Source organism: Streptomyces sp. NPDC030809 (assembly GCF_055572195.1).
Genome location: NZ_JBVIDV010000003.1, coordinates 30,106 through 49,214, shown reverse-complemented (window position 1 = coordinate 49,214; position 19,109 = coordinate 30,106). Strand labels below are relative to the sequence as shown.

Genomic DNA, 19,109 nt, shown 5'->3' with positions numbered 1-19,109 from the left:
TCGCATTCCGTACGGTCCAGGGCAAGGCAAAGGGCAGTCGGATCAGCCCAGTTGGACCCGATTCCCGCAGCGCAAGCGGATGGCCGAATTCCGTGCGCGGCCGCGCATCCCCCGGTGATCTCCGCAGCGCCCGTCCCGGTACGTATGGAACGCCTCCGGGGCTACGTATCCGAGGGCCCTTCCTGCGTATCAGGTGAAGCATTTACCCGCGGTCGGCCTCGTGTTTGTGTAGCCGGTGCGATGCCACGTCAGGCCCGATCGCGAGAACCAGGGGGGTACCGATGGAAAAGCCGCGGCTCAAGGCCCATTTCCACGCCGAAGTGCTGGAGGGCGAGCGGGTCTTCCTCTACGCCGAGGGCCAGAACTACCTGGTGCCCGGCAAGGCCGCCGCGGCCGTGCTGCCGCACCTGGACGGCCGAAAGACGGTCACCGAGATCGTGCAGGCCCTCGCCGGCACGCTGCCCGTCCCCGCCGTGTTCTCGGCGATCACCCGCTTCCGCGCCGCCGGGCACCTGGCCGAGGGCCGGCCCGACCTCCCGGACGCCACCCTCGCGTACTGGGACGCCCTGGGCATCGACCCCGCCCGCACGGTGTCCGCCGCCCCCGTCACGGTCTCCGCGGCCGAAGGCGTCGACCCCGGCCCGGTCCTCGACGCGCTGCGCGCGCTCGGACTGGCCGCCCGCACCGGCGCGTTCGACACCGTGCCGGAGGAGGGCATCTCCGTCGTCCTCGTCGACGACTACCTCGACCCGGCCCTCGAAACCCGCAACGAGCGCCAGCTGGCCGCCGGCCGGCCGTGGCTGCTGGCCCGCACCGGCGGCGTGGCGCCCTGGATCGGCCCGTTCCTCGACCCCGACCACACCGGCTGCTGGACCTGCCTGGCCCAGCGCCTGGCCGGCAACCGCCAGCTGGAGCGCTACCTCGCCGACAAGCGCGGCGAAGCGGTGCCCCGCCACCCGGTCCGCGCGGGCATCGCCGCCGGACCGCTGGCCGCCGCGGGCCTGATCGCCGCCGAGGCCGCCCGGATCACCGCCACCGGCGAACCCGGCGCCCTGTGCGGGCAGATGGTCACCCTCGACCTGGCCACCCTGAAGACCGAGTACCACCCGCTGGTCCGCCAGCCCCAGTGCCGCTCCTGCGGGGACCCGGCCGTCTACAGCGGGCGCAGCCCCAAGATCGTGCTGGCCTCCGGAGACGCCGTCCACACCAGCGACGGCGGCTACCGCGTCAACAGCCCCGAGGCCACCCTCGCCCGCCTGGAGCGGCACATCAGCCAGCACCTCGGCGCCATCACCAAGCTGGTCTCCCACACGCCCGAGTCCAACACCCTGACCTACAGCTACGCCGCGGGCCACAACTTCGCGATGGTCAACGACAGCATGGACCTGCTGCGCCGCAACCTGCGCGGCCAGAGCGGCGGCAAGGGCCGCTCCGAGATCCAGGCCAAGGTCAGCGCCGTCTGCGAGGCCGTCGAGCGCTACGTCGGCGTCTGGCGCGGGGACGAGCCCGTGCAGCGCGCCGCCTACCGCGACCTCGACCCGGCCACCGCCGTCCACCCCCGCAGCCTGCTGCACTTCTCCGAGGCGCAGGTCGCCGGCCGCAAGGCGTGGAACCAGGACCCCGCCAACCGCCTCCACAAGGTGCCGGACCCGTTCCCCGAGGACACCCCGATCGACTGGACCACCGGCTGGTCCCTCACCCACGACGAGGAGCGGCTGATCCCCGCCGCCTACTCCTGGTACGGCCACCCGGACCTCAAGGACCACTTCTTCTGCATCGCCGACTCCAACGGCAGCGCCGCGGGCAACTCCCTCGAAGAAGCGATCCTCCAGGGCCTGTGCGAGCTGACCGAGCGCGACGCCGTCGCCATCTGGTGGTACAACCGGCTGCGCGTCCCGGCCTTCGACATGGACTCGCTCGACGACCCGTACGTGGACCGGCTGCGCTCCTTCTACGACGCCATGGACCGCGACCTGTGGATGCTCGACATCACCACCGACCTCGGCATGCCGGTGTACGCGGCCGCCTCGCGCCGCCGCCACAGCGTCGAGGACGTCATGGTCGGCTTCGGCGCCCACCCGGACCCGCGCGTCGCCGCCTTCCGGGCGCTCACCGAGCTCAACCAGTTCCTGCCGATGATCGACAAGCGCGACGAGAACGGGGACACCGCGTACCTCGTCAGCGACCTGGAGACGCTGAACTGGCTGAAGACGGCCACCGTCGCCTCGGAGCCCTGGCTGCTGCCCGACCCGGAGCTGCCCGCCACCAAGGTCGGACCGCAGGCCGGGTTCGACCTCGCCGACCGCATCCGCGACCAGGTCGAGCGCATCAAGGAGGCCGGCTCCGAGGTCATCGTCGTCGACCAGACCCGCCCCGACCTCGAACTCAACGTGGTCAAGGTGATCGCCCCCGGCCTGCGGCACTTCTGGCGCCGGCTGGGCCCCGGCCGCCTCTACGACGCCCCCGTCCGCATGGGCCGGCTCGCCCGGCCCACCGCCGAGGCCGACCTCAACAGCTGGAACGTCTTCTTCTAGACGCCCACGCTCCTTCCGTGCCGGCCCCGCCCGGGGCCGGCACCGCTCACCCGCCACACCCGCCGCGGCCGGGGCACGCCCCGGCCCGCGCCTCCCCAGGGCTGGAGCCATGACCCTTACGAGCACACTGACGAGCGGGGTGCCGGCCACGGCCGCGTACACCCTGACCAGCCGGCTGGCCCGGGGCGGGGCCTTCGCGGACGGAAAGCTCACCACCCGCAGCGGCACCGTGCGCCTGGGCACCCTCACCCCCGGGGCCGCGGCCGCGCTGACCGCCCTCGGCGAGGCCGACCGCGACGAGGCCGCGGTCGGCGCGCTCGTCATCGCCCACGACGGCGAAACCGGTCTGCTGCGCTGGCAGTTGCTGCGCGCCCGGCTGGAAGCCGGCGGCCTGTTCGAGCACGCGGTGACCGGCCCCGACGGGACCCCGGTGGCCCGCCTGGTGCCCGTGGGCCGCGGCAGCACCGCCCTGGCGCCCGCCCCCCGCGGCCCGGTCCGGCTCAGCCGGCACGCCCTGCTGACCCCCGCCGAGGGCGCCCTGTCGCTGCGCGCCCCCGGCAGCCCGCTGGCCGTCGAGCTCGGCGCGGGCGCCACCGCCCTGCTCCCGCTCCTGACGACCTGGACCGAGGAGGTCCCGGCCCCGCTGCTGCGGCTGCTCGCCACCGCCGGCGCGCTGGCCCCCGGCGGCCCCGGCGCGGACCCGCAGGCCGAGGAGCGCGGCAGCATCCAGTGGGACCCGGTGGACCTCGCCTTCCACGCCCGCACCAGGACCCCGGCGTCCGCCCCCGGATACGGCGGCACCTACCGCCACGCGGACCGCTTCGGCCCCGAGCCGGCCGTGGCCCCCGGGGACGGCGGCATGCGGATCGCCCTGCCCGTACCCGACCTCGCCGCGGTCACCGCCCGGGACCTGACCCTCACCGAGGCCATCGAGCAGCGCACCTCCACCCGCGCGCACGACGACGCCGCCCCGCTGACCGCCGCCCAGCTCGCCGAGCTGCTCTACCGGACCGTCCGGATCCGCGGCACCTCCACCGGCAGCGACGGCCAGGAGCTCGCCGACCGCCCGATGCCCAGCGGCGGCGCCGTGCACGAGCTGGAGGTCTACCCTCTGGTCACCCGCTGCGAGGGCCTGGAGCCGGGGCTGTACCGGTACGTCGCCGACCGGCACGAGCTGGAGCTCGTCTGCCCGCCCGGCCCGGCCACCGCCTCCCTGGTCAAGGAGGCCCGCGGCGGCACCATGATGGCGTCCGACCCGCACGTGGTCCTGCTGGTCGCGGCCCGCTTCGGCCGCGTGATGTGGAAGTACGAGACGGTCGCCTACCCGCTGATCCTCAAGCACGTCGGCGTGCTCTACCAGACCGTCTACCTGGTGGCCACCGCCATGGGGCTGGCCGTGTGCGGCCTCGGCGGCGGGGACACCTCCGCGTTCGCCGCCGCCACCGGCCGCGACCCGCTGCTGGAGGGCACCGTCGGCGAACTCGTCCTCGGCAGCCGCCCGGTCGGCGGGGCCGCAGGCGGACGGGCCGCGGCCGCCACCGCCGCCACCGCCGCCACCGCAGCCGCCGTCGAGGCCCCCGCCGCCGCCACCGACCCCGCCCCCGCGGGCTCCTGACCCGGGGAGGGGGACACGCCGTGAAGTTCCGCTACCAGGCGCTCCAGCGCAAGCGGCAGCCGGACGAGCTCGACGCGGCCGTCATGCTCGCGGCCCCGCGCGGCTGGATCGCCGTCTTCGTCGTGCTCATCGTCATGGTCGGCGCCTGCGTGTGGGCGGCGCTCGCCCGGCTCGACGTCACCGTCGACGCCCCGGGCGTCCTGACCCACCCCGGCGGCACCAGCCAGGTCCAGAGCCCGTACACCGGCATGGCGCAGGACCTGCTGGTCCGCCCCGCGGACCTGGTCCGGGCCGGACAGCCCGTGGCCCGCCTCGCCGACCGGGACGGGAAGGTCCGTACGATCACCAGCCCCTTCGCGGGCAAGGTCATCAGCGCCGCGCTCACCGCCGGGCAGTTCGTCCCGGCCGGCACCACCGTCGCCACGGTCGAGCGCACCGACCTGCCCGGCGACCGCCTCGTCGCGCTCGTCTTCGTGCCCGCCGACCGGGCCGCCCGGCTGGTCCCCGGCCGCCCCGTCGACCTGTCCGTGTCCACCGCGCCCCCGGCCGTCTTCGGCCTGCTGCGCGGCACGGTCACCCGGGTGGACCCGTACCCGCTGACCCGCGAGGGCCTCGCGGCGATCGCCGGCGGGGAGCTGGCGGCCCGCAGCTTCCAGCAGGACCAGGCACCGCGCCTGGTCACCGTCGATCTGGTCCCCGAACCCGGCTCCGCCTCCGGCTACGCATGGAGCGCCGCCAAGCCCCCGCCGGTCCGGCTCAGCTCGCAGACCTCGGTGTCCGCCTCCATCGAGCTGCGTACCCAGTCGCCGTTCGACCTGGTGCTCGGGCGCTGAGCGCCGCCGGTGCCGAGACACCCGACGAGAAGCCGAGGAAACGGCCGTGAGTGACACGAAGACCCGACCCCCCGTGGCCCCCTCCCGTCGGGACGCCCGCCGCACCCGGCGCACCGCGTCCCGCAACCGCCGCTGGGCACGGCGGCGCGCCCACCGGGTGCCCACCGTCCTCCAGATGGAGGCGGTGGAGTGCGGCGCGGCCAGCCTGTCGATGATCCTCGCCCACTACGGGCGGCACGTCCCGCTGGAGGAGCTGCGCGGCCTGTGCGGGGTCTCCCGGGACGGCGCCCGGGCCAGCGCCGTGCTGGCCGCGGCCCGGTCGTTCGGGCTGGTCGCCAAGGGCTTCCAGGCCGAGACCGACCAGCTGCAGGAGAAGCTCCGCACCGGGCCGGTCATCATCTTCTGGGCCTTCCAGCACTTCCTGGTGATCGAGGGCATCACCACCCGGTTCGGCCGCACCCAGGTCGCCGTCAACGACCCGGCGAGCGGGCCCCGGCTGATGGAGTGGTCCGAGTTCGACTCCGGCTACACCGGCATCGTCCTCACCTTCGAGCCCGGCCCCGAGTTCACCCCGGGCGGCAAGCGCAGCAGCACCGCCGCCGCCCTCCTCGACCGCCGGCTGCCCTCCGGGCGCGCCCTGCCCCTGGTCCTGCTCGCCAGCCTGCTCCTGGTGGTGCCGGGCATCGTCGGCGCCGCCTACTCCCGGGTCTTCCTCGACCGGGTGCTCGGCTCGGACTCGCCCACGGCCGTGCTGCCGCTGCTCCTGGCCATGGCCGTCACCGCCCTGATGGTCTTCGTCCTCACGTCCGTGCAGCAGCACTACCTGCTGCGCATGGAGATCCGCACCGGCCTGGTGGCCTCGGCCCGCTTCTTCCGCCACCTGCTGCGGCTGCCCATCGAGTTCTTCCTCCAGCGCCGCCCGGCCGAGGTGGCCAAGCGCGTGGCGAGCAACGACACCGTCGCGATGATCCTCTCCCGCGACGTGGCCGCCACCACGATCAACCTCGCCCTCGTGGTCTTCTACGGCGGCCTGATGATCCGCTACGACGTGCTGCTCGGCGCGGTCGGCCTGGGCACCGCCGCCCTCAACGTCGTGGTGCTGCAACTGGTGTCCCGGTCCCGCAAGGACGCCGTGGACGCCCTGCGCGCCGACCGCGGCAACCTGGTCGGCACCACCTTCGCGACCCTCTCCACCATCGAGTCCGTCAAGGCCACCGGCGCCGAGCCCGACGCCTTCACCCGCTGGGCCGGCTTCCTCGCCAAGGTCACCACCGCCCAGCAGCGGCTCGGCCAGACCACGGCGGTGCTCACCGTCCTGCCGCCCCTGCTGGCCGTCGTCAACATCGGCCTCATGCTGCTCGTCGGCGGCCTGCGGGTGGCCGACGGCACCCTCAGCGTCGGCATCCTCGTCACCTTCCAGACCCTGCTGGCGGCCCTCAGCCGCCCCGTCACCCAGCTCACCAACCTGGGCAGCCGGCTCCAGGAGATGAACGCCGACCTCAAGCGCATCCACGACGTGGAGAAGTACCCGCAGGCCCGCGGGTTCCAGGAGGGCGCACCCGGCACGGACGAGGCAGCGGCCGACGGGCGGGGCGTCCCGGCCAACCGGCTCGACGGCGAACTCACCCTGGAAGACGTCACGTTCGGCTACGGCCCGCTCGCCGCCCCCGTGGTCACCGGGCTCACCCTCACCGTCGCCCCCGGCTCCCGCACCGCGATCGTCGGCGGCTCCGGCAGCGGCAAGTCCACCGTGGGCCGCCTCGTGACCGGCCTGTACGAGCCGCGCTCGGGGCAGATCCGGATCAGCGGCCGGCCCCGCGAGGAGGTCCCCCGCACGGTGCTCGCGGCCTCGATGGCGTACGTGGACCAGGACGTGGCCCTGTTCGCCGGGACGGTGCGCGACAACCTCACCCTGTGGGACGACACCGTGCCCGACGAGGTCGTCCTCGCCGCCCTCCAGGACGCCGCCGTCTTCGACGAGGTCATGTCCCGGCCCGGCGGCCTCAACGCCAAGGTGAGCGAACAGGGCAGCAACTTCAGCGGCGGCCAGCGCCAGCGCCTGGAACTCGCCCGCGCGCTCTCCGCCCGCCCCACCCTGCTCGTCCTCGACGAGGCCACCAGCGCCCTCGACCCGGCCACCGAGCGCACCGTCATGGACAACCTGCGCCGCCGCGGCTGCGCCTGCCTGATCATCGCCCACCGGCTGTCGACCGTGCGCGACGCCGACGAGATCATCGTGCTCGACCGGGGCGTCATCGCCGAGCGCGGCACCCACGACGAACTGCTGGCCGCCCGGGGCCGCTACGCCGCCCTGTTCGACTCCAGCCGCTCCGACGAGAAGGACACGCTGTGAGCAGTCCCGCCGCCGCCCCCGCCCGGACCGTCTGCCTCGACGACCCCGGGAGCCTGCTGTACGTGGAATCCGGCGCGGCCGACCTGTTCGCCGTGGAACGCGGGGCGGACGGCGGTGACGGCGGGGAGCACGGCCGGCGCCACTTCCTGTGCCGCGCCGAGGCGGGCATGATCGTGGTGTGCGGCACGGCCGCCGAGAGCCGCCACACCGTCGTCGCCCGGCCCGTGCTCGACGCCCGGCTGACCCGCCTGCCGCTGGCCCTGCTCAACGGGGTCCGCCTCGGCCGGGCCACGCTGCCCCGGCCCCCCGGCGAACGCCGCGCCGTGCTCGACCACGCCCGGGTCCTCGACGGCCTCACCGCGGGGCTCAGCGCCCTCGCCGAGGCGCTGCCCGGCGCCCTCGCGCCCCGCCAGTTCACCTCCCTCAGCACCTCCGTGGCCACCGAACTCGACAAGGGCGACGTGGCCCGCTCGGTGGACGGCGTGCAGTTCGTCCGCGTGGTCTCCGGCCTGCTCGACCCCGGCGACCCCGCCACCGAGGGCGGCGCCGGCCTCGACGGGGAGGAGGACCTCAGCGCCCTGGAGCCCGTCGGGCCCGGTGCCGAGCTGGTCCTGACCGAACAGGACTGGGTCAGGGCCCGCGGCCCGGCCCTCCTGACCACCGCCTCCCTCCTCACCGTCTACCGGGAGGGCCGGCTGACGGCCGCGCTGACCGAGCACGCCGCCCGGCTGCGCGCCGCCATCGACCACCGGATCGCCGTCCAACTGGTCCGCGAGCGCGCCGAACTCGCCGCGCGGCAGGCCCAGGACGGCCGGGTGCTCTCCTCCGCCGTCCGCGCGTTCGACGCGGTCCTGCACGACACCGGCACCCGCGTGAAGCTCGCGGACGTGGCCGACGACGCGCCGATGCTCGCGGCCGTGCGGCTGGTCGCCTCCCGGCAGGGCTTCTCGGTCCGCCCCCCGGTCCGCACCGGGCCCGGCCCCCGCACCCCCGCCCAGGACCTGCGCGCCATCGCCCTCGCCTCCGGGTTCCGCACCCGCACCATCCGGCTGGAGGACCGCTGGTGGACCCGTGACCTGGGGCCGGTGGTCGGCTACCACGTCACCGGCCGGCCCGTGGCCCTGCTGCCCCTCGGCCAGGGCTACGTCCTCGTCGACGACGGCAGGATCACCACCGTCGACGCCGAGACCGCCGCCCGGCTGCGGCCCGGCGCCGTCGTGCTGTACCGGCCGCTGCCCACGGGCGTGCGCAGCGTCCCCGCCCTGCTGAAGTTCGGCCTCTCCCCGTCCCTCGGCCACGGCCGCGACCTGGCCCGGCTCGCCCTCACCGGCGCGCTCGTCGCCCTGATCGGCCTGATCATCCCGGTGATGACCGGCAAGGTGCTCGGCGAGTTCGTGGCGGAGGCCGACCGGAACCTGATCGTGCAGGGGGCCCTGGTCGTCATCGGCTCCGGCCTGGTGACCGCCGCGCTGTCCGTCGTGCAGAACCTCGCCGTGCTGCGGCTGGAGAGCCGGTCCGGCGCGGCCATGCAGGCCGGACTGTGGAACCGGCTGCTGTCCCTGCCGGCCGGGTTCTTCAGCCGCTACTCCACCGGCGAGCTGGGCACCACCGTGCTCGGTGTCACGGCCGCCCAGGAGCTCCTGTCCGGCATGCTCACCACGGCCACGCTGGCCCTGCTGACGGGCCTGGCCAACCTGGCACTGGTCTTCTGGTACGACCTGACCCTGGCCCTGGTCGCCACCGGACTCACGGCCGTCGGCGTGCTGTTCGCCGCGGTGGCCGGACGCCTCCAGCTGCGCTGGGCCCGCCGCGAGTACACGCACGAGCAGGCCATGTCCGCGATGGTCTTCCAGATGCTCACCGCCATGCCCAAGCTGCGGGTGGCCGCCGCCGAGGAGCGGGCCTTCGCCGAGTGGACCCGGCTGGCCGCCCGCGGGCACGCCCTGTCCGCCCGGGTCCGCCGGGTGCAGAACAGCGTCACCACCTTCAACGCCGGTTTCCCGCTGGTGTGTTCGGCGGTCGTCTTCGGGGTGACCGCCGGCCCCCTGCACGGTGAGGTGCCGATCGCCACCTTCCTGCCGTTCTACGCGGCCTTCAACCTGCTGCTCGCGGCGGGCCTGCAGTTCACCGCCTCCGTCGTCTCGGCCGTCGGCACGGTCCCGATGCTGGAGCGGCTGCAGCCCATCCTCGAAGCGGAGCCGGAGACCGACGGCACCAAGGTGGACCCCGGCGACCTCTCCGGCCGCCTCGCCGTCTCGCACGTGTCGTTCCGCTACGGCCAGGAGGGCCCGCTCGTCCTGGACGACGTCAGCCTCACCGTGCAGCCCGGCGAGTTCATCGCCGTCGTGGGCGCCTCCGGCAGCGGCAAGTCCACCCTGCTGCGCCTGCTGCTGGGCTTCGAGACCCCGCTGTCGGGCAGCCTGCTGTACGACGGCCAGGACCTGGCCGAGCTGGACGTCTCGGCGGTCCGCAGGCAGTGCGGGGTGGTGCTCCAGAACGGCTCGCTCCAGGCCGGCACCATCTTCGCCAACATCATCGGCTCCGGCGGGCACACGGTGGACGACGCCTGGGCGGCCGCCGAGATGACGGGCCTGGCCGAGGACGTCCGGGCCATGCCGATGGGCATGGACACCATGATCTCGGAGGGCACCAACACCCTCTCCGGCGGGCAGCGCCAGCGCCTCATGATCGCCCGGGCCCTGGTGGCCCGGCCCCGCCTGGTCTTCTTCGACGAGGCGACCAGCGCCCTCGACAACCCCACCCAGGGGCTGGTGGCCGAGAGCACGCACCGGCTGAACGCCACCCGGATCGTCATCGCGCACCGGCTGTCCACGGTGGTCGACGCCGACCGGATCGTGGTGATGGACCGCGGGCGGATCGTCCAGCAGGGCACGTACGAGCAGCTCATGGCGGACGCGGACGGGCTGTTCGCGCGGCTGGCCGGGCCGCAGATGTCCGGTGCGGGCAGCGGGAGTTGAGTCGGCCGGTTCCGGTCCGTCCCGGCAGCGCGTGACGGGTGAGATGATCGGGCCGGAACGATACGCTCCACCCGTTCCACGACCACCAGGCTCCGCCGCGCCACCCAACTCGCGTCAGAGCAGACCCGATTCACCGATCAGGGGGAACCATGAGCCAGCCCAGGGCGGCCTACACCAACCTCAACGTCCTGATTCCCGTGGGCTATGCGGCGGTCGTCGCCCTGCTCGCGGCCTTCGGCTCCGGCAAGATCGCAGGCGGTTTCGCCGTGATCGGCGGAGTCGCGATCGGACTGTGGTTCGCCTTCGGCCGCCGGCGCGCCCACCGCAGCTGACCGGCCCGGTCCGCCCCGCTGCGCCTCCCCGGTGAACCGCGGAGGCGCAGATCCCCTCTTCCCCTTCGAACGCGCGGGCGGCCGCCCGGAACCACCCGGATCCCGGCCGGCCGCCGGCAGGGACGGCGAAGGGGCGGGCGCATGGGGAAACGCGGCGCGGGGCGCGGTGCGAAACGCAGGGCACGGCAGGGCGGGGGACCGCCCCGTACGACCCTCCTCGGCAAGGGGACCCTCGGCGTCGGCGCCCTCGGCCTCCTCGTGATCGGCGGCGCCGCCCTGCACGCCCCCGCCGACCGCGGCCCGGCCGGCCCGCCGCCCGCCGCCGCACACCGGGCCGGTACGTACGAGGTGCCCGCCCCGCAGCCGCCCGCGGAGCCCCGGCCCACGGCGAGCGACCGCGCCGCGCGCTCCGTGCCCCGCCAGGGCCCCGGCACCTTCACGGCGGCCCGGGCGGCGGGCGGGGCCACCGGCACGGGGGCGCTGCGCCGGTACGCGGTCGAGGTCGAGGACGGTTCCGGCCTCGACGCGGACCGGGCGGCGGGGGAGATCCGCACGATCCTCGGGCACCGGCAGAGCTGGGCCGCGCACGGCCGGGCGAGCTTCCGGCTGGTGGGCGCGGGGGAGCGGCCCGACTTCACCATCAAGATCGCCACTGCGGACACCGCCGACCGGCTCTGCGCGGCCGAGAACATGGACACCGGCGGGGAGCTGAACTGCGAGACCTCCTTCGGGGTGGTCGTGAACCTCAAGCGCTGGCTCACCGGCTCCCCGAAGTACGACGGCCCGCCCGCCGAGTACCGCCACCTGATCATCAACCACGAGGTGGGCCACGAGATCGGCATCAAGCGCCACCTGGGCTGCTCCGGACCCGGCCGCCCCGCGCCCGCGATGATGCAGCAGATCAAGGGCCTGGACGGCTGCCGCTCGAACGCCTGGCCGTACGACGCGCAGGGCCGCTACGTGGACGGCCCGGAGGCCCCGTAGCGGGCGCCGGCCGGGAGCCGTCCGGGGCCCCGGACCGGCCCGCGGGGACTTGCGGAAGTCGGTGCGAGTGCGCCAGATCACCCTAGAGCCGACCCGTGGGGGCCGGTTTATGATGCCCGCAGGGGACCGGGGCTCCACACCCTGCAGGAAGGAGCGGACCGCTACCCGGAAGTTCGTGTCGAGGAGACAGAAATGTCGACGCATTCCCTTGATGCCTCCGGAGCCGGTTCGGACACCCCGAACCTCGACTTCGCCGGCACCACCCCCTACGAGGACTACGTCCAGGCGGACGTCCTCACCCACCTCCAGCACCCCCGCTCGGACGATCCCGGCGAGATGGTGTTCCTGGTGACCACCCAGGTCATGGAGCTGTGGTTCACCGTGATCGTGCACGAGTGGGAGACCGCGGCCCGGGCGCTGCGCGAGGACCGCATCCCCGTGGCGATGGACGCGCTGAAACGATCCCTCCGCGAGCTGGAGGCCCTCAACGCCTCCTGGCGCCCGCTCGCCCAGCTCACCCCCGCCCAGTTCAACTCGTACCGCAGTGCCCTCGGCGAGGGGTCCGGCTTCCAGTCCGCGATGTACCGCCGCATGGAGTTCCTGCTGGGCGAGAAGTCCTCGTCCATGCTCGTCCCGCACCGCGGCGCTCCGCGCGTGCACGCCGAGCTGGAGAAGGCGCTCTGCGAGCCCAGCCTCTACGACGAGGTGCTGCGGCTGCTGGCCCGCCGCGGCCTGCCCGTCCCGGAGGCCGTCCTCACCCGCGACCTCACGCAGAAGTACGAGCCCTCGCCCGAGGTCGAGACCATCTGGGCGGAGCTCTACGCGGCCGACCAGAACGCCGAACTCGTCCGCCTCGGCGAGGTGTTGACCGACGTGGGCGAGCTGGTCTGGCGCTGGCGCAACGACCACCTGGTCGCCACCCGCCGCGCGATGGGCTCCAAGGTCGGCACCGGCGGCTCGGCCGGCGTGGCCTGGCTGGAGAAGCGGGCCGCCAAGAACGTGTTCCCCGAGCTCTGGACGGCCCGCAGCCATGTCTGAGACCCGCGGGATACCCGACGGGCGGCTCGCCGAGCGGGCCGCCGCACTCGACGCCGCCGACGAACTCGGCAAGCTGCGCGAGCGCTTCACCCTCCCCGACGGGGTGGTCTACCTCGACGGCAACTCCCTCGGCGCCCTCCCCTCCGCCGTGCCCGGCCGCCTCGCGGACGTGGTTGCGCGCGAGTGGGGCGAGCTGCTGATCCGCTCCTGGGACGAGAGCGGCTGGTGGACGGCGCCCGAGCGGATCGGCGACCGGATCGCCCCGCTCGTCGGCGCGGCCGCCGGGCGCATCGTCGTCGGCGACTCCACCAGTGTGAACCTCTTCAAGGCACTGGTCGGCGCGGCCCGGCTGGCCCCCGAGGGCCGCGACGAACTCCTCGTGGACGCCACCACCTTCCCGACCGACGGCTACATCGCCGAGTCCGCGGCCCGGATGACCGGCCTGCGGGTGGTCCCCGTGGAGCCGGGCGCCCTGCGCTCCGCGCTGGGCCCCCGTACCGCCGTGGCCCTCGTCAACCACGTCGACTACAAGACCGGCCGGCTGCACGACCTGCCCGCCCTCACCGCGGCCGCGCACGCCGCGGGCGCGCTGGTGGTCTGGGACCTGTGCCACAGTGCGGGCGCCCTGCCGGTCGGCCTGGACGCGCACGCCGTGGACCTCGCGGTGGGCTGCACGTACAAGTACCTCAACGGCGGCCCCGGCTCGCCGGCCTACCTGTACGTCAACGAGCGGCACCAGGGGGCCTTCGACACCCCGCTGCCCGGCTGGAACTCGCACGCCGAGCCCTTCGCCATGACCCCCGGCTACGTTCCCGCCGAGGGCGCCGTCCGCGGCCGCGTGGGCACCCCGGACATCCTGTCCATGCTCGCGCTGGAGGCCGCCCTCGACGTCTGGGACGGGGTGCGCATCGAGGACGTGCGCGCCAAGTCCCTCGCCCTGACGGACTTCTTCCTGGAGTGCGTGGAGGCGTACCTGCCGGCCGGATCCGTGACCTCCGTGACCCCGGAGGCGCACGAGGAGCGCGGGAGCCAGGTCTCGCTGCGCACCGGCAACGCCGCGCAGGTCATGCGCGAGCTGATCGGCCGGGGCGTGATCGGCGACTTCCGCAGCCCGGACGTGCTGCGCTTCGGCTTCACGCCCCTCTACGTCGGATTCGCCGACGCGGAGCGTGCGGCCCGGACCCTGGGTCACATATACGGGTGATCATGACCGGTCCCCGGGGCCGGTCCGCTGAAACGATGCGCCCCAGGGGCGGGCGGGGGCCGGTGCTCCCGTCCGCCCCCGGTGCGCCACGATCCGCCGCCCCGGGGGCTGGTACGGTCCCGCTGCCCGGATCCGTTCGATCTCCGCGTCGAGCGCCGTACGAGAGGTTGAGCCGCTTGACTGACCCCGCAGTGGAACGGGACGCAGCCGAAGCCGAATCGGCCTTCTCGCACCCGCCCGTCGCTCCGGACGCCACCGCTTCGTACGGCGGGCACCCCGACCAGGTCGTGGACTTCTACGCGCCCCGCGGGCCCGGCCCGGGCCCGGCCCCGCTGGTGGCCCTCCTGCACGGCGGCGCCTGGCGGGCGCCCTACGACCGGCAGCACGTCACCCCGCTCGCCGACTTCCTGGCCCGGCGCGGTTTCGCCGTGGCGAACATCGAGTACCGGCGGGGCAGCTCCGTACCGCACCAGGGCGCGGGCGGCCCGGTCGCGGGCCGCTGGCCGGAGACCTTCGACGACGTGGCCGCCGCGATGGACGCCCTGCCGGCCCTGGCCGCGGCCGCCCTCCCGCAGGCCGACCTGCGCCGCACCGTGGTCACCGGGCACTCCGCGGGCGGCCACCTCGCCCTGTGGGCCGCCGCCCGGCACGTCCTGCCCGCCGGCTCCCCGTGGCGGCTGCCGGCCGCCCCGACGCTGCGCGGGGTGGTGGCGCTGGCCCCCATCGCGGACTTCACCGTCGCCGAGCAGCTCGGCGTCTGCGGCGGCGCCTCGGAGCAGCTCCTCGGCGGCCCCGCCCACTTCCCGGCCCGCCTCCCGCACGCCGACCCGGCCGCCCTGCTGCCCACGGGCATCGCCACGGCGATCGTGCACGGCCGCGAGGACATCGTCGTCCCCCCGAAGGTCGCCGAGTCCTACGTGGCCGCCGCCGCCCGCGCCGGCGAGATGGTCGGCCTCACCCTCCTCGACGAGGTCGGCCACTTCCCCCTGATCGACCCCTCCGCCGACGCCTGCGCCGTGGTCGCGGAGGAACTGGCCCAGCTGGCCTGGTGACCTCTCTTGCATCGCGGCCACGGCCGAACGGCATGGCGCGGCCGTACTGCACCATGACGGCGACTACGACATGACCGGCGCGGTTACGGGCCGGCCGATGCAACGGGTTGTCCCGGCGGGGACCGCGGAATGACCGGAGGGGTGGACCCGCCGACGGCGGATCCACCCCTCCGGGCGTGCAGGACTAGATGAACGAGTTGATCTCGATCGTCTCGGTGCGGCCGGGGCCCACGCCGATCGCGGAGATCGGGGCGCCCGACATCTCCTCCAGGGCCTTCACGTACGCCTGCGCGTTCTTCGGCAGGTCGGCGAAGGTCTTGGCCTTGGTGATGTCCTCGGACCAGCCCGGCAGGTACTCGTAGACCGGCTTCGCGTGGTGGAAGTCCGTCTGCGAGTAGGGCAGCTCCTCGACGCGCTTGCCGTCGATCTCGTACGCGACGCAGACCGGGATCTGCTCCCAGCCGGTCAGCACGTCCAGCTTGGTGAGGAAGAAGTCGGTCAGGCCGTTCACGCGGGTGGCGTAGCGGGCGATCACCGCGTCGAACCAGCCGCAGCGGCGGTCACGGCCGGTGGTGACACCGCGCTCGCCGCCGATGCGGCGCAGGTCCTCGCCGTCCTGGTCGAACAGCTCGGTCGGGAACGGGCCGGCGCCGACGCGGGTCGTGTACGCCTTGAGGATGCCGATCACGCGGGTGATCTTGGTCGGGCCCACGCCGGTGCCGGTGCAGGCGCCGCCCGCGGTCGGGTTCGACGAGGTCACGAAGGGGTACGTGCCGTGGTCCACGTCGAGCAGGGTGCCCTGGCCGCCCTCGAACAGCACGACCTTGTCCTCGTCGAGCGCGTTGTTCAGGATCAGGGTGGTGTCGGCGACGAACGGCTTGATCTGCTCCGCGTACTGGAGCATCTCCTCGACGATCGCGCCGGCCTCGATCGCGCGGCGGTTGTACAGCTTGGCGAGCAGCTGGTTCTTGTTCTCCAGCGCCGCCTCGACCTTCTGGATGAGGATCGACTCGTCGTACAGGTCCTGTACGCGGATGCCGACGCGGTTGATCTTGTCCGCGTAGGTCGGGCCGATGCCGCGGCCCGTGGTGCCGATCTTGCGCTTGCCGAGGAAGCGCTCGCCGACCTTGTCGAGGGTGACGTTGTACGGCGTGATCAGGTGCGCATTGCCGCTGATGAGCAGCTTGGAGGTGTCCACCCCGCGCTCGTTCAGGCCGCGCAGCTCGGACAGCAGGACGGCCGGGTCCACGACCACGCCGTTGCCGATCACCGGGGTGCACTCAGGGGTGAGGATGCCGGAAGGGAGCAGGTGCAGGGCGTACTTCTGGTCGCCGACGACCACCGTGTGGCCGGCGTTGTTGCCGCCCTGGTAGCGCACCACATAGTCAACGGAGCCACCGAGGAGGTCGGTGGCCTTTCCCTTGCCCTCGTCTCCCCACTGGGCTCCGAGCAGCACAAGAGCGGGCACAGGCGTACACCTCTTCCGGATGGGGCATGTCCAAGGTCAGGGGGCGTACGACGATGTACACCGCAGGCTGAGCCGTCGGACCGGTGCCCCGGAATAGACGAAGCCCCTGGCGCAATAGCGCAAGGGGCTCTTGCACAAAGATGCTACCCGAGGAAGGACCGAGGTGTCGGCTCCAGAGCCCACCATGAGCCCCGCGGGCGCGGCGGAGACCGCGCTGCTGGTGCTCGTCGACCCGGTCGCCCGCCGCCTCGACGGCGAGTCCGTGCGGATCGCGAAGGACGTGCTGTGTGCCGGGGCGGCGGCGAAGATCTGCCTCCCCGACGGACCTGAGGAGTTCGCGCGGGCCCTCGCCCGCCGGGGTCATCGCCGCCCGGTGATCGTGGGCGACGACCGGGCGCTGGTGCGGGCGGTGGGCCTGCTGCACCGGGAGCGCGGGGCGGCCGGCGGGGCGCTCTCCCTGGTCCCGGTCGGTCCGCTGGGCGCGCTGTCCCTGGCCCGCGCGCTGGGCGTGCCCACGGGGGCGGTGGCCGGGGCGCGGGCCGTCCTGGACGGGCGGGTACGGATGCACGACCTGCTGGTCGACGACTCCGACGGGGTCGTGCTCGGCGGGCTGCGGCTGGCGCCGGCGGGCGGGGCGGTGGCGGCTGCGGCCCCCGGCTCCGTGTGGAGCGCGTGCCGCTCCCTCGTGCGGACCCTGGTCCGGCCCCCGGTGGGGCTGGGGCCGGGCCATCGCCTGCGCGTGGAGGCGGACGGGGTGGTCCTGACCGACGTGGACCGTCCGGTCCGCGAGGTCTCCGTCTTCGCGCGCGCCGGGGTGGCCGAGGTCGTGGTCCGCCCCGACGGCGCGGCCGCCCGGCCGCTCACGGCCCGGGCCCGCACGGTCACCGTCTCCGGTGCGGACTTCCGCTACCGGGCGGACCACCACCACCTCGCGGGGCCGGTCCGCCGCCGCACGTGGACCCTCCACCCCTCCGCCTGGTCCCTCACCGTCCCCCACTAACGGGGACTCCGCCCCCGGACCCCCGCGCCTCAATCGCCGGCGGGGCTTGTTTTCCCTCGGCCCGGTCCCGGAAGCTGCGCCCCGCCGCCCGCTTTCGGGGGCTCCGCCCCCGGACCCCCGCGCCTCAAGCGCCGGCGAGGCTGGATGTGGCCCAGCCGGCCCTGCACCCGCGCCCCGCGGATGGGTTTCGGGGCTCCGCCCCGGACCCCGGTCCTCAAACGCCGGACGGGCTGGATTGTGCCCCCCGGCCCGGAGGCGAACCGCGGACGGGGGGCGAATCAAGCCCCGCCGGCGATTGAGGCGCGGGGGTCCGGGGGCGGAGCCCCCGAAACCCACCCGCGGGGTGCGGGCGCAGGGCCAGTGGGGCCACATCCAGCCTCGCCGGCGTTGGAGGCGCGGGGTGCGGGGCGGAGCCCCGTCAGGGCTCGACCAGGAGTTCGCGGAGGCCGCGGATGACGTAGCCGTCCTGCCACTGCGGCTCGGAGCAGAGGCGAAGCGCGGGCCGCCCCGGCGCAAGGAGGGCCGCGAAGGAGGCGTTCAGTTCAAGGCGCGCCAGCGGCGCCCCGAGGCAGTAGTGGATGCCCGCACCGAAGGTGATGTGGGGGTTGTCGCTGCGGAGGAGATCCAGCTCGTCGGGCCGCGCGAACCGCGCAGGATCCCGGTTCGCCGAGCCGAACAGCAGCGCCACCTCGGCCCCCCGCGGCAGCACCGTCCCGCCGATCTCCACCTCGTCGAGCACCCACCGCTCGAACATCTGCAGCGGCGTGTCGAAGCGCATGAGTTCTTCCACAGCTGTGGACAACATGCCCGCCGGATCCGCCCGCAGGGCGGCCAGCTGCCCGGGATGCCGGAAAAGGGTCCACCACCCGTTGGCCGTGGTGTTCACCGTCGCCTCGTGCCCCGCGTTCAGCAGCAGCACGCACGTGGACACCATCTCCTGCTCGCTCAGCCGCCCGCCCTCGTCGTGCGCCGCGATCAGCGCCGAGATCAGGTCCTCCCCGGGGTCCCGCCGCCGCTCGGCGATCAGCCCCCGCAGGTACGCGTCGAACTCCACGCTCGCCCGTACCGCCCGCGCCGCCGTCTCCGCGTCCGGCTTCAGCTCGAACATCCCGCAGATGTCCGCCGACCAGGGCCGCAGCAGCCCCCGGTCCGCCTCCGGCACCCCCAGCAGCTCGGCGATCACGGCCACCGGCAGCGGCTCGGCGACCGCCTTCAGCAGGTCCCCGCCGCCCTCCGCGAAGAGCCGGTCCGCGAGTTCCCCGGCCATCCGGTGCACGGCCGGCGCGAGCCGTTCCACCGTCCGCGGGGTGAAGGCCTTGGAGACCAGCCGCCGGACCCGCCCGTGGTCGGGTTCCTCCAGGTCGAGCAGCCCGTTCCCGTTGAGCACGTGGAAGGGCTCGTGCTCCGGCGGCGGCGGGGTCCGGCCGAACTCCTCGTGCCCGAAGCGGTGCAGGTACGTCCGCCCCAGCCGCCGGTCCCGCAGCAGCGCGGCGACGTCCGCGTGGTGCGGGACCAGCCACTGCCCGGTCGCCTCGCACCACAGGACCCGCCCGCGCCTGCGCAGCTCCCGGTAGACGGGATAGGGATCGGCCACGAAGGCGGCCGACCAGGGATCGAAACCGGATCCGTCCGCCGAGCGACCGGCCCCGCCGTCCGCCCCGCCGTCCGCCGCGCCGCCCGCCCCGCCGCCCGTCACGCCATCGTCCATGCCGCAGACG

Annotated in this window: 13 protein-coding genes; 11 read left to right on the top strand and 2 right to left on the bottom strand. The window is 74.4% G+C overall.

Going from position 1 to position 19,109, the window contains the following annotated elements:
• Nucleotides 1–281 precede the first annotated feature (281 nt).
• From ACZ407_RS04930 to ACZ407_RS04885, 10 genes are all read left to right on the top strand, one after another.
• A complete protein-coding gene (locus ACZ407_RS04930) occupies nucleotides 282–2,534 on the top strand; it encodes a TOMM precursor leader peptide-binding protein (protein ID WP_468125558.1) in 2,253 nt (750 codons plus the stop codon).
• Between the two features lie 109 nt (nucleotides 2,535–2,643).
• On the top strand, nucleotides 2,644–4,149 hold the full coding sequence (locus ACZ407_RS04925) for a SagB family peptide dehydrogenase (protein WP_468125556.1): 1,506 nt from the start codon (nucleotides 2,644–2,646) through the stop codon (nucleotides 4,147–4,149).
• 20 nt (nucleotides 4,150–4,169) lie between these two features.
• Entirely contained in the window at nucleotides 4,170–4,982 is an 813-nt protein-coding gene (locus ACZ407_RS04920; protein ID WP_468125554.1) for a hypothetical protein, read from the top strand.
• 46 nt (nucleotides 4,983–5,028) lie between these two features.
• Complete coding sequence (locus ACZ407_RS04915; protein WP_468125552.1) at nucleotides 5,029–7,335, top strand: NHLP family bacteriocin export ABC transporter peptidase/permease/ATPase subunit; 2,307 nt, start codon at nucleotides 5,029–5,031, stop codon at nucleotides 7,333–7,335.
• Nucleotides 7,332–10,313: an NHLP bacteriocin export ABC transporter permease/ATPase subunit gene (locus ACZ407_RS04910; protein ID WP_468125551.1), complete on the top strand. Its 2,982-nt coding sequence runs from the start codon at nucleotides 7,332–7,334 to the stop codon at nucleotides 10,311–10,313. Before ACZ407_RS04915 ends, ACZ407_RS04910 begins: the two co-directional genes overlap by 4 nt.
• 149 nt (nucleotides 10,314–10,462) lie before the next feature.
• Nucleotides 10,463–10,645 (top strand): hypothetical protein, encoded by a 183-nt coding sequence (locus ACZ407_RS04905; protein WP_468125550.1) that lies wholly within the window; start codon nucleotides 10,463–10,465, stop codon nucleotides 10,643–10,645.
• Between the two features lie 141 nt (nucleotides 10,646–10,786).
• Nucleotides 10,787–11,629 (top strand): DUF3152 domain-containing protein, encoded by an 843-nt coding sequence (locus ACZ407_RS04900; protein WP_468125548.1) that lies wholly within the window; start codon nucleotides 10,787–10,789, stop codon nucleotides 11,627–11,629.
• Nucleotides 11,630–11,821: 192 nt separating this feature from the next.
• On the top strand, nucleotides 11,822–12,667 hold the full coding sequence (locus ACZ407_RS04895; protein ID WP_468125546.1) for a tryptophan 2,3-dioxygenase family protein: 846 nt from the start codon (nucleotides 11,822–11,824) through the stop codon (nucleotides 12,665–12,667).
• On the top strand, nucleotides 12,660–13,871 hold the full coding sequence (kynU, locus tag ACZ407_RS04890; RefSeq protein WP_468125545.1) for a kynureninase: 1,212 nt from the start codon (nucleotides 12,660–12,662) through the stop codon (nucleotides 13,869–13,871). The genes ACZ407_RS04895 and kynU overlap by 8 nt, the downstream gene beginning before the upstream one ends.
• 176 nt (nucleotides 13,872–14,047) lie before the next feature.
• On the top strand, nucleotides 14,048–14,923 hold the full coding sequence (locus tag ACZ407_RS04885) for an alpha/beta hydrolase family protein (protein WP_468125544.1): 876 nt from the start codon (nucleotides 14,048–14,050) through the stop codon (nucleotides 14,921–14,923).
• A gap of 184 nt (nucleotides 14,924–15,107) precedes the next feature.
• On the opposite strand, the gene ACZ407_RS04880 is transcribed toward ACZ407_RS04885, so the two are convergent.
• Nucleotides 15,108–16,391, bottom strand: coding sequence for an adenylosuccinate synthase (locus ACZ407_RS04880; RefSeq protein ID WP_468125542.1), 1,284 nt, complete (start codon nucleotides 16,389–16,391; stop codon nucleotides 15,108–15,110).
• Nucleotides 16,392–16,575: 184 nt separating this feature from the next.
• Here ACZ407_RS04880 and ACZ407_RS04875 point away from each other — a divergent pair, with 184 nt between their 5' ends.
• Nucleotides 16,576–17,391 carry a diacylglycerol kinase gene (locus tag ACZ407_RS04875; protein ID WP_468126050.1) on the top strand — a complete coding sequence of 272 codons (816 nt, stop codon included), beginning with the start codon at nucleotides 16,576–16,578 and terminating at the stop codon, nucleotides 17,389–17,391.
• 418 nt (nucleotides 17,392–17,809) lie between these two features.
• Here the strand turns inward: ACZ407_RS04875 and ACZ407_RS04870 are convergent, their stop codons facing one another.
• Complete coding sequence (locus ACZ407_RS04870; protein WP_468125541.1) at nucleotides 17,810–19,099, bottom strand: cytochrome P450; 1,290 nt, start codon at nucleotides 19,097–19,099, stop codon at nucleotides 17,810–17,812.
• Between the last annotated feature and the right edge of the window lie 10 nt (nucleotides 19,100–19,109).

Coding starts and splice junctions, on each gene's coding strand:
- ACZ407_RS04930 (WP_468125558.1), top strand. CDS start 282: ATGGAAAAGCCGCGGCTCAAGGCCCATTTCCACGCCGAAGTGCTGGAG.
- ACZ407_RS04900 (WP_468125548.1), top strand. CDS start 10,787: ATGGGGAAACGCGGCGCGGGGCGCGGTGCGAAACGCAGGGCACGGCAG.
- kynU (WP_468125545.1), top strand. CDS start 12,660: ATGTCTGAGACCCGCGGGATACCCGACGGGCGGCTCGCCGAGCGGGCC.
- ACZ407_RS04895 (WP_468125546.1), top strand. CDS start 11,822: ATGTCGACGCATTCCCTTGATGCCTCCGGAGCCGGTTCGGACACCCCG.
- ACZ407_RS04870 (WP_468125541.1), bottom strand. CDS start 19,099: ATGGACGATGGCGTGACGGGCGGCGGGGCGGGCGGCGCGGCGGACGGC.
- ACZ407_RS04905 (WP_468125550.1), top strand. CDS start 10,463: ATGAGCCAGCCCAGGGCGGCCTACACCAACCTCAACGTCCTGATTCCC.
- ACZ407_RS04875 (WP_468126050.1), top strand. CDS start 16,576: ATGAGCCCCGCGGGCGCGGCGGAGACCGCGCTGCTGGTGCTCGTCGAC.
- ACZ407_RS04925 (WP_468125556.1), top strand. CDS start 2,644: ATGACCCTTACGAGCACACTGACGAGCGGGGTGCCGGCCACGGCCGCG.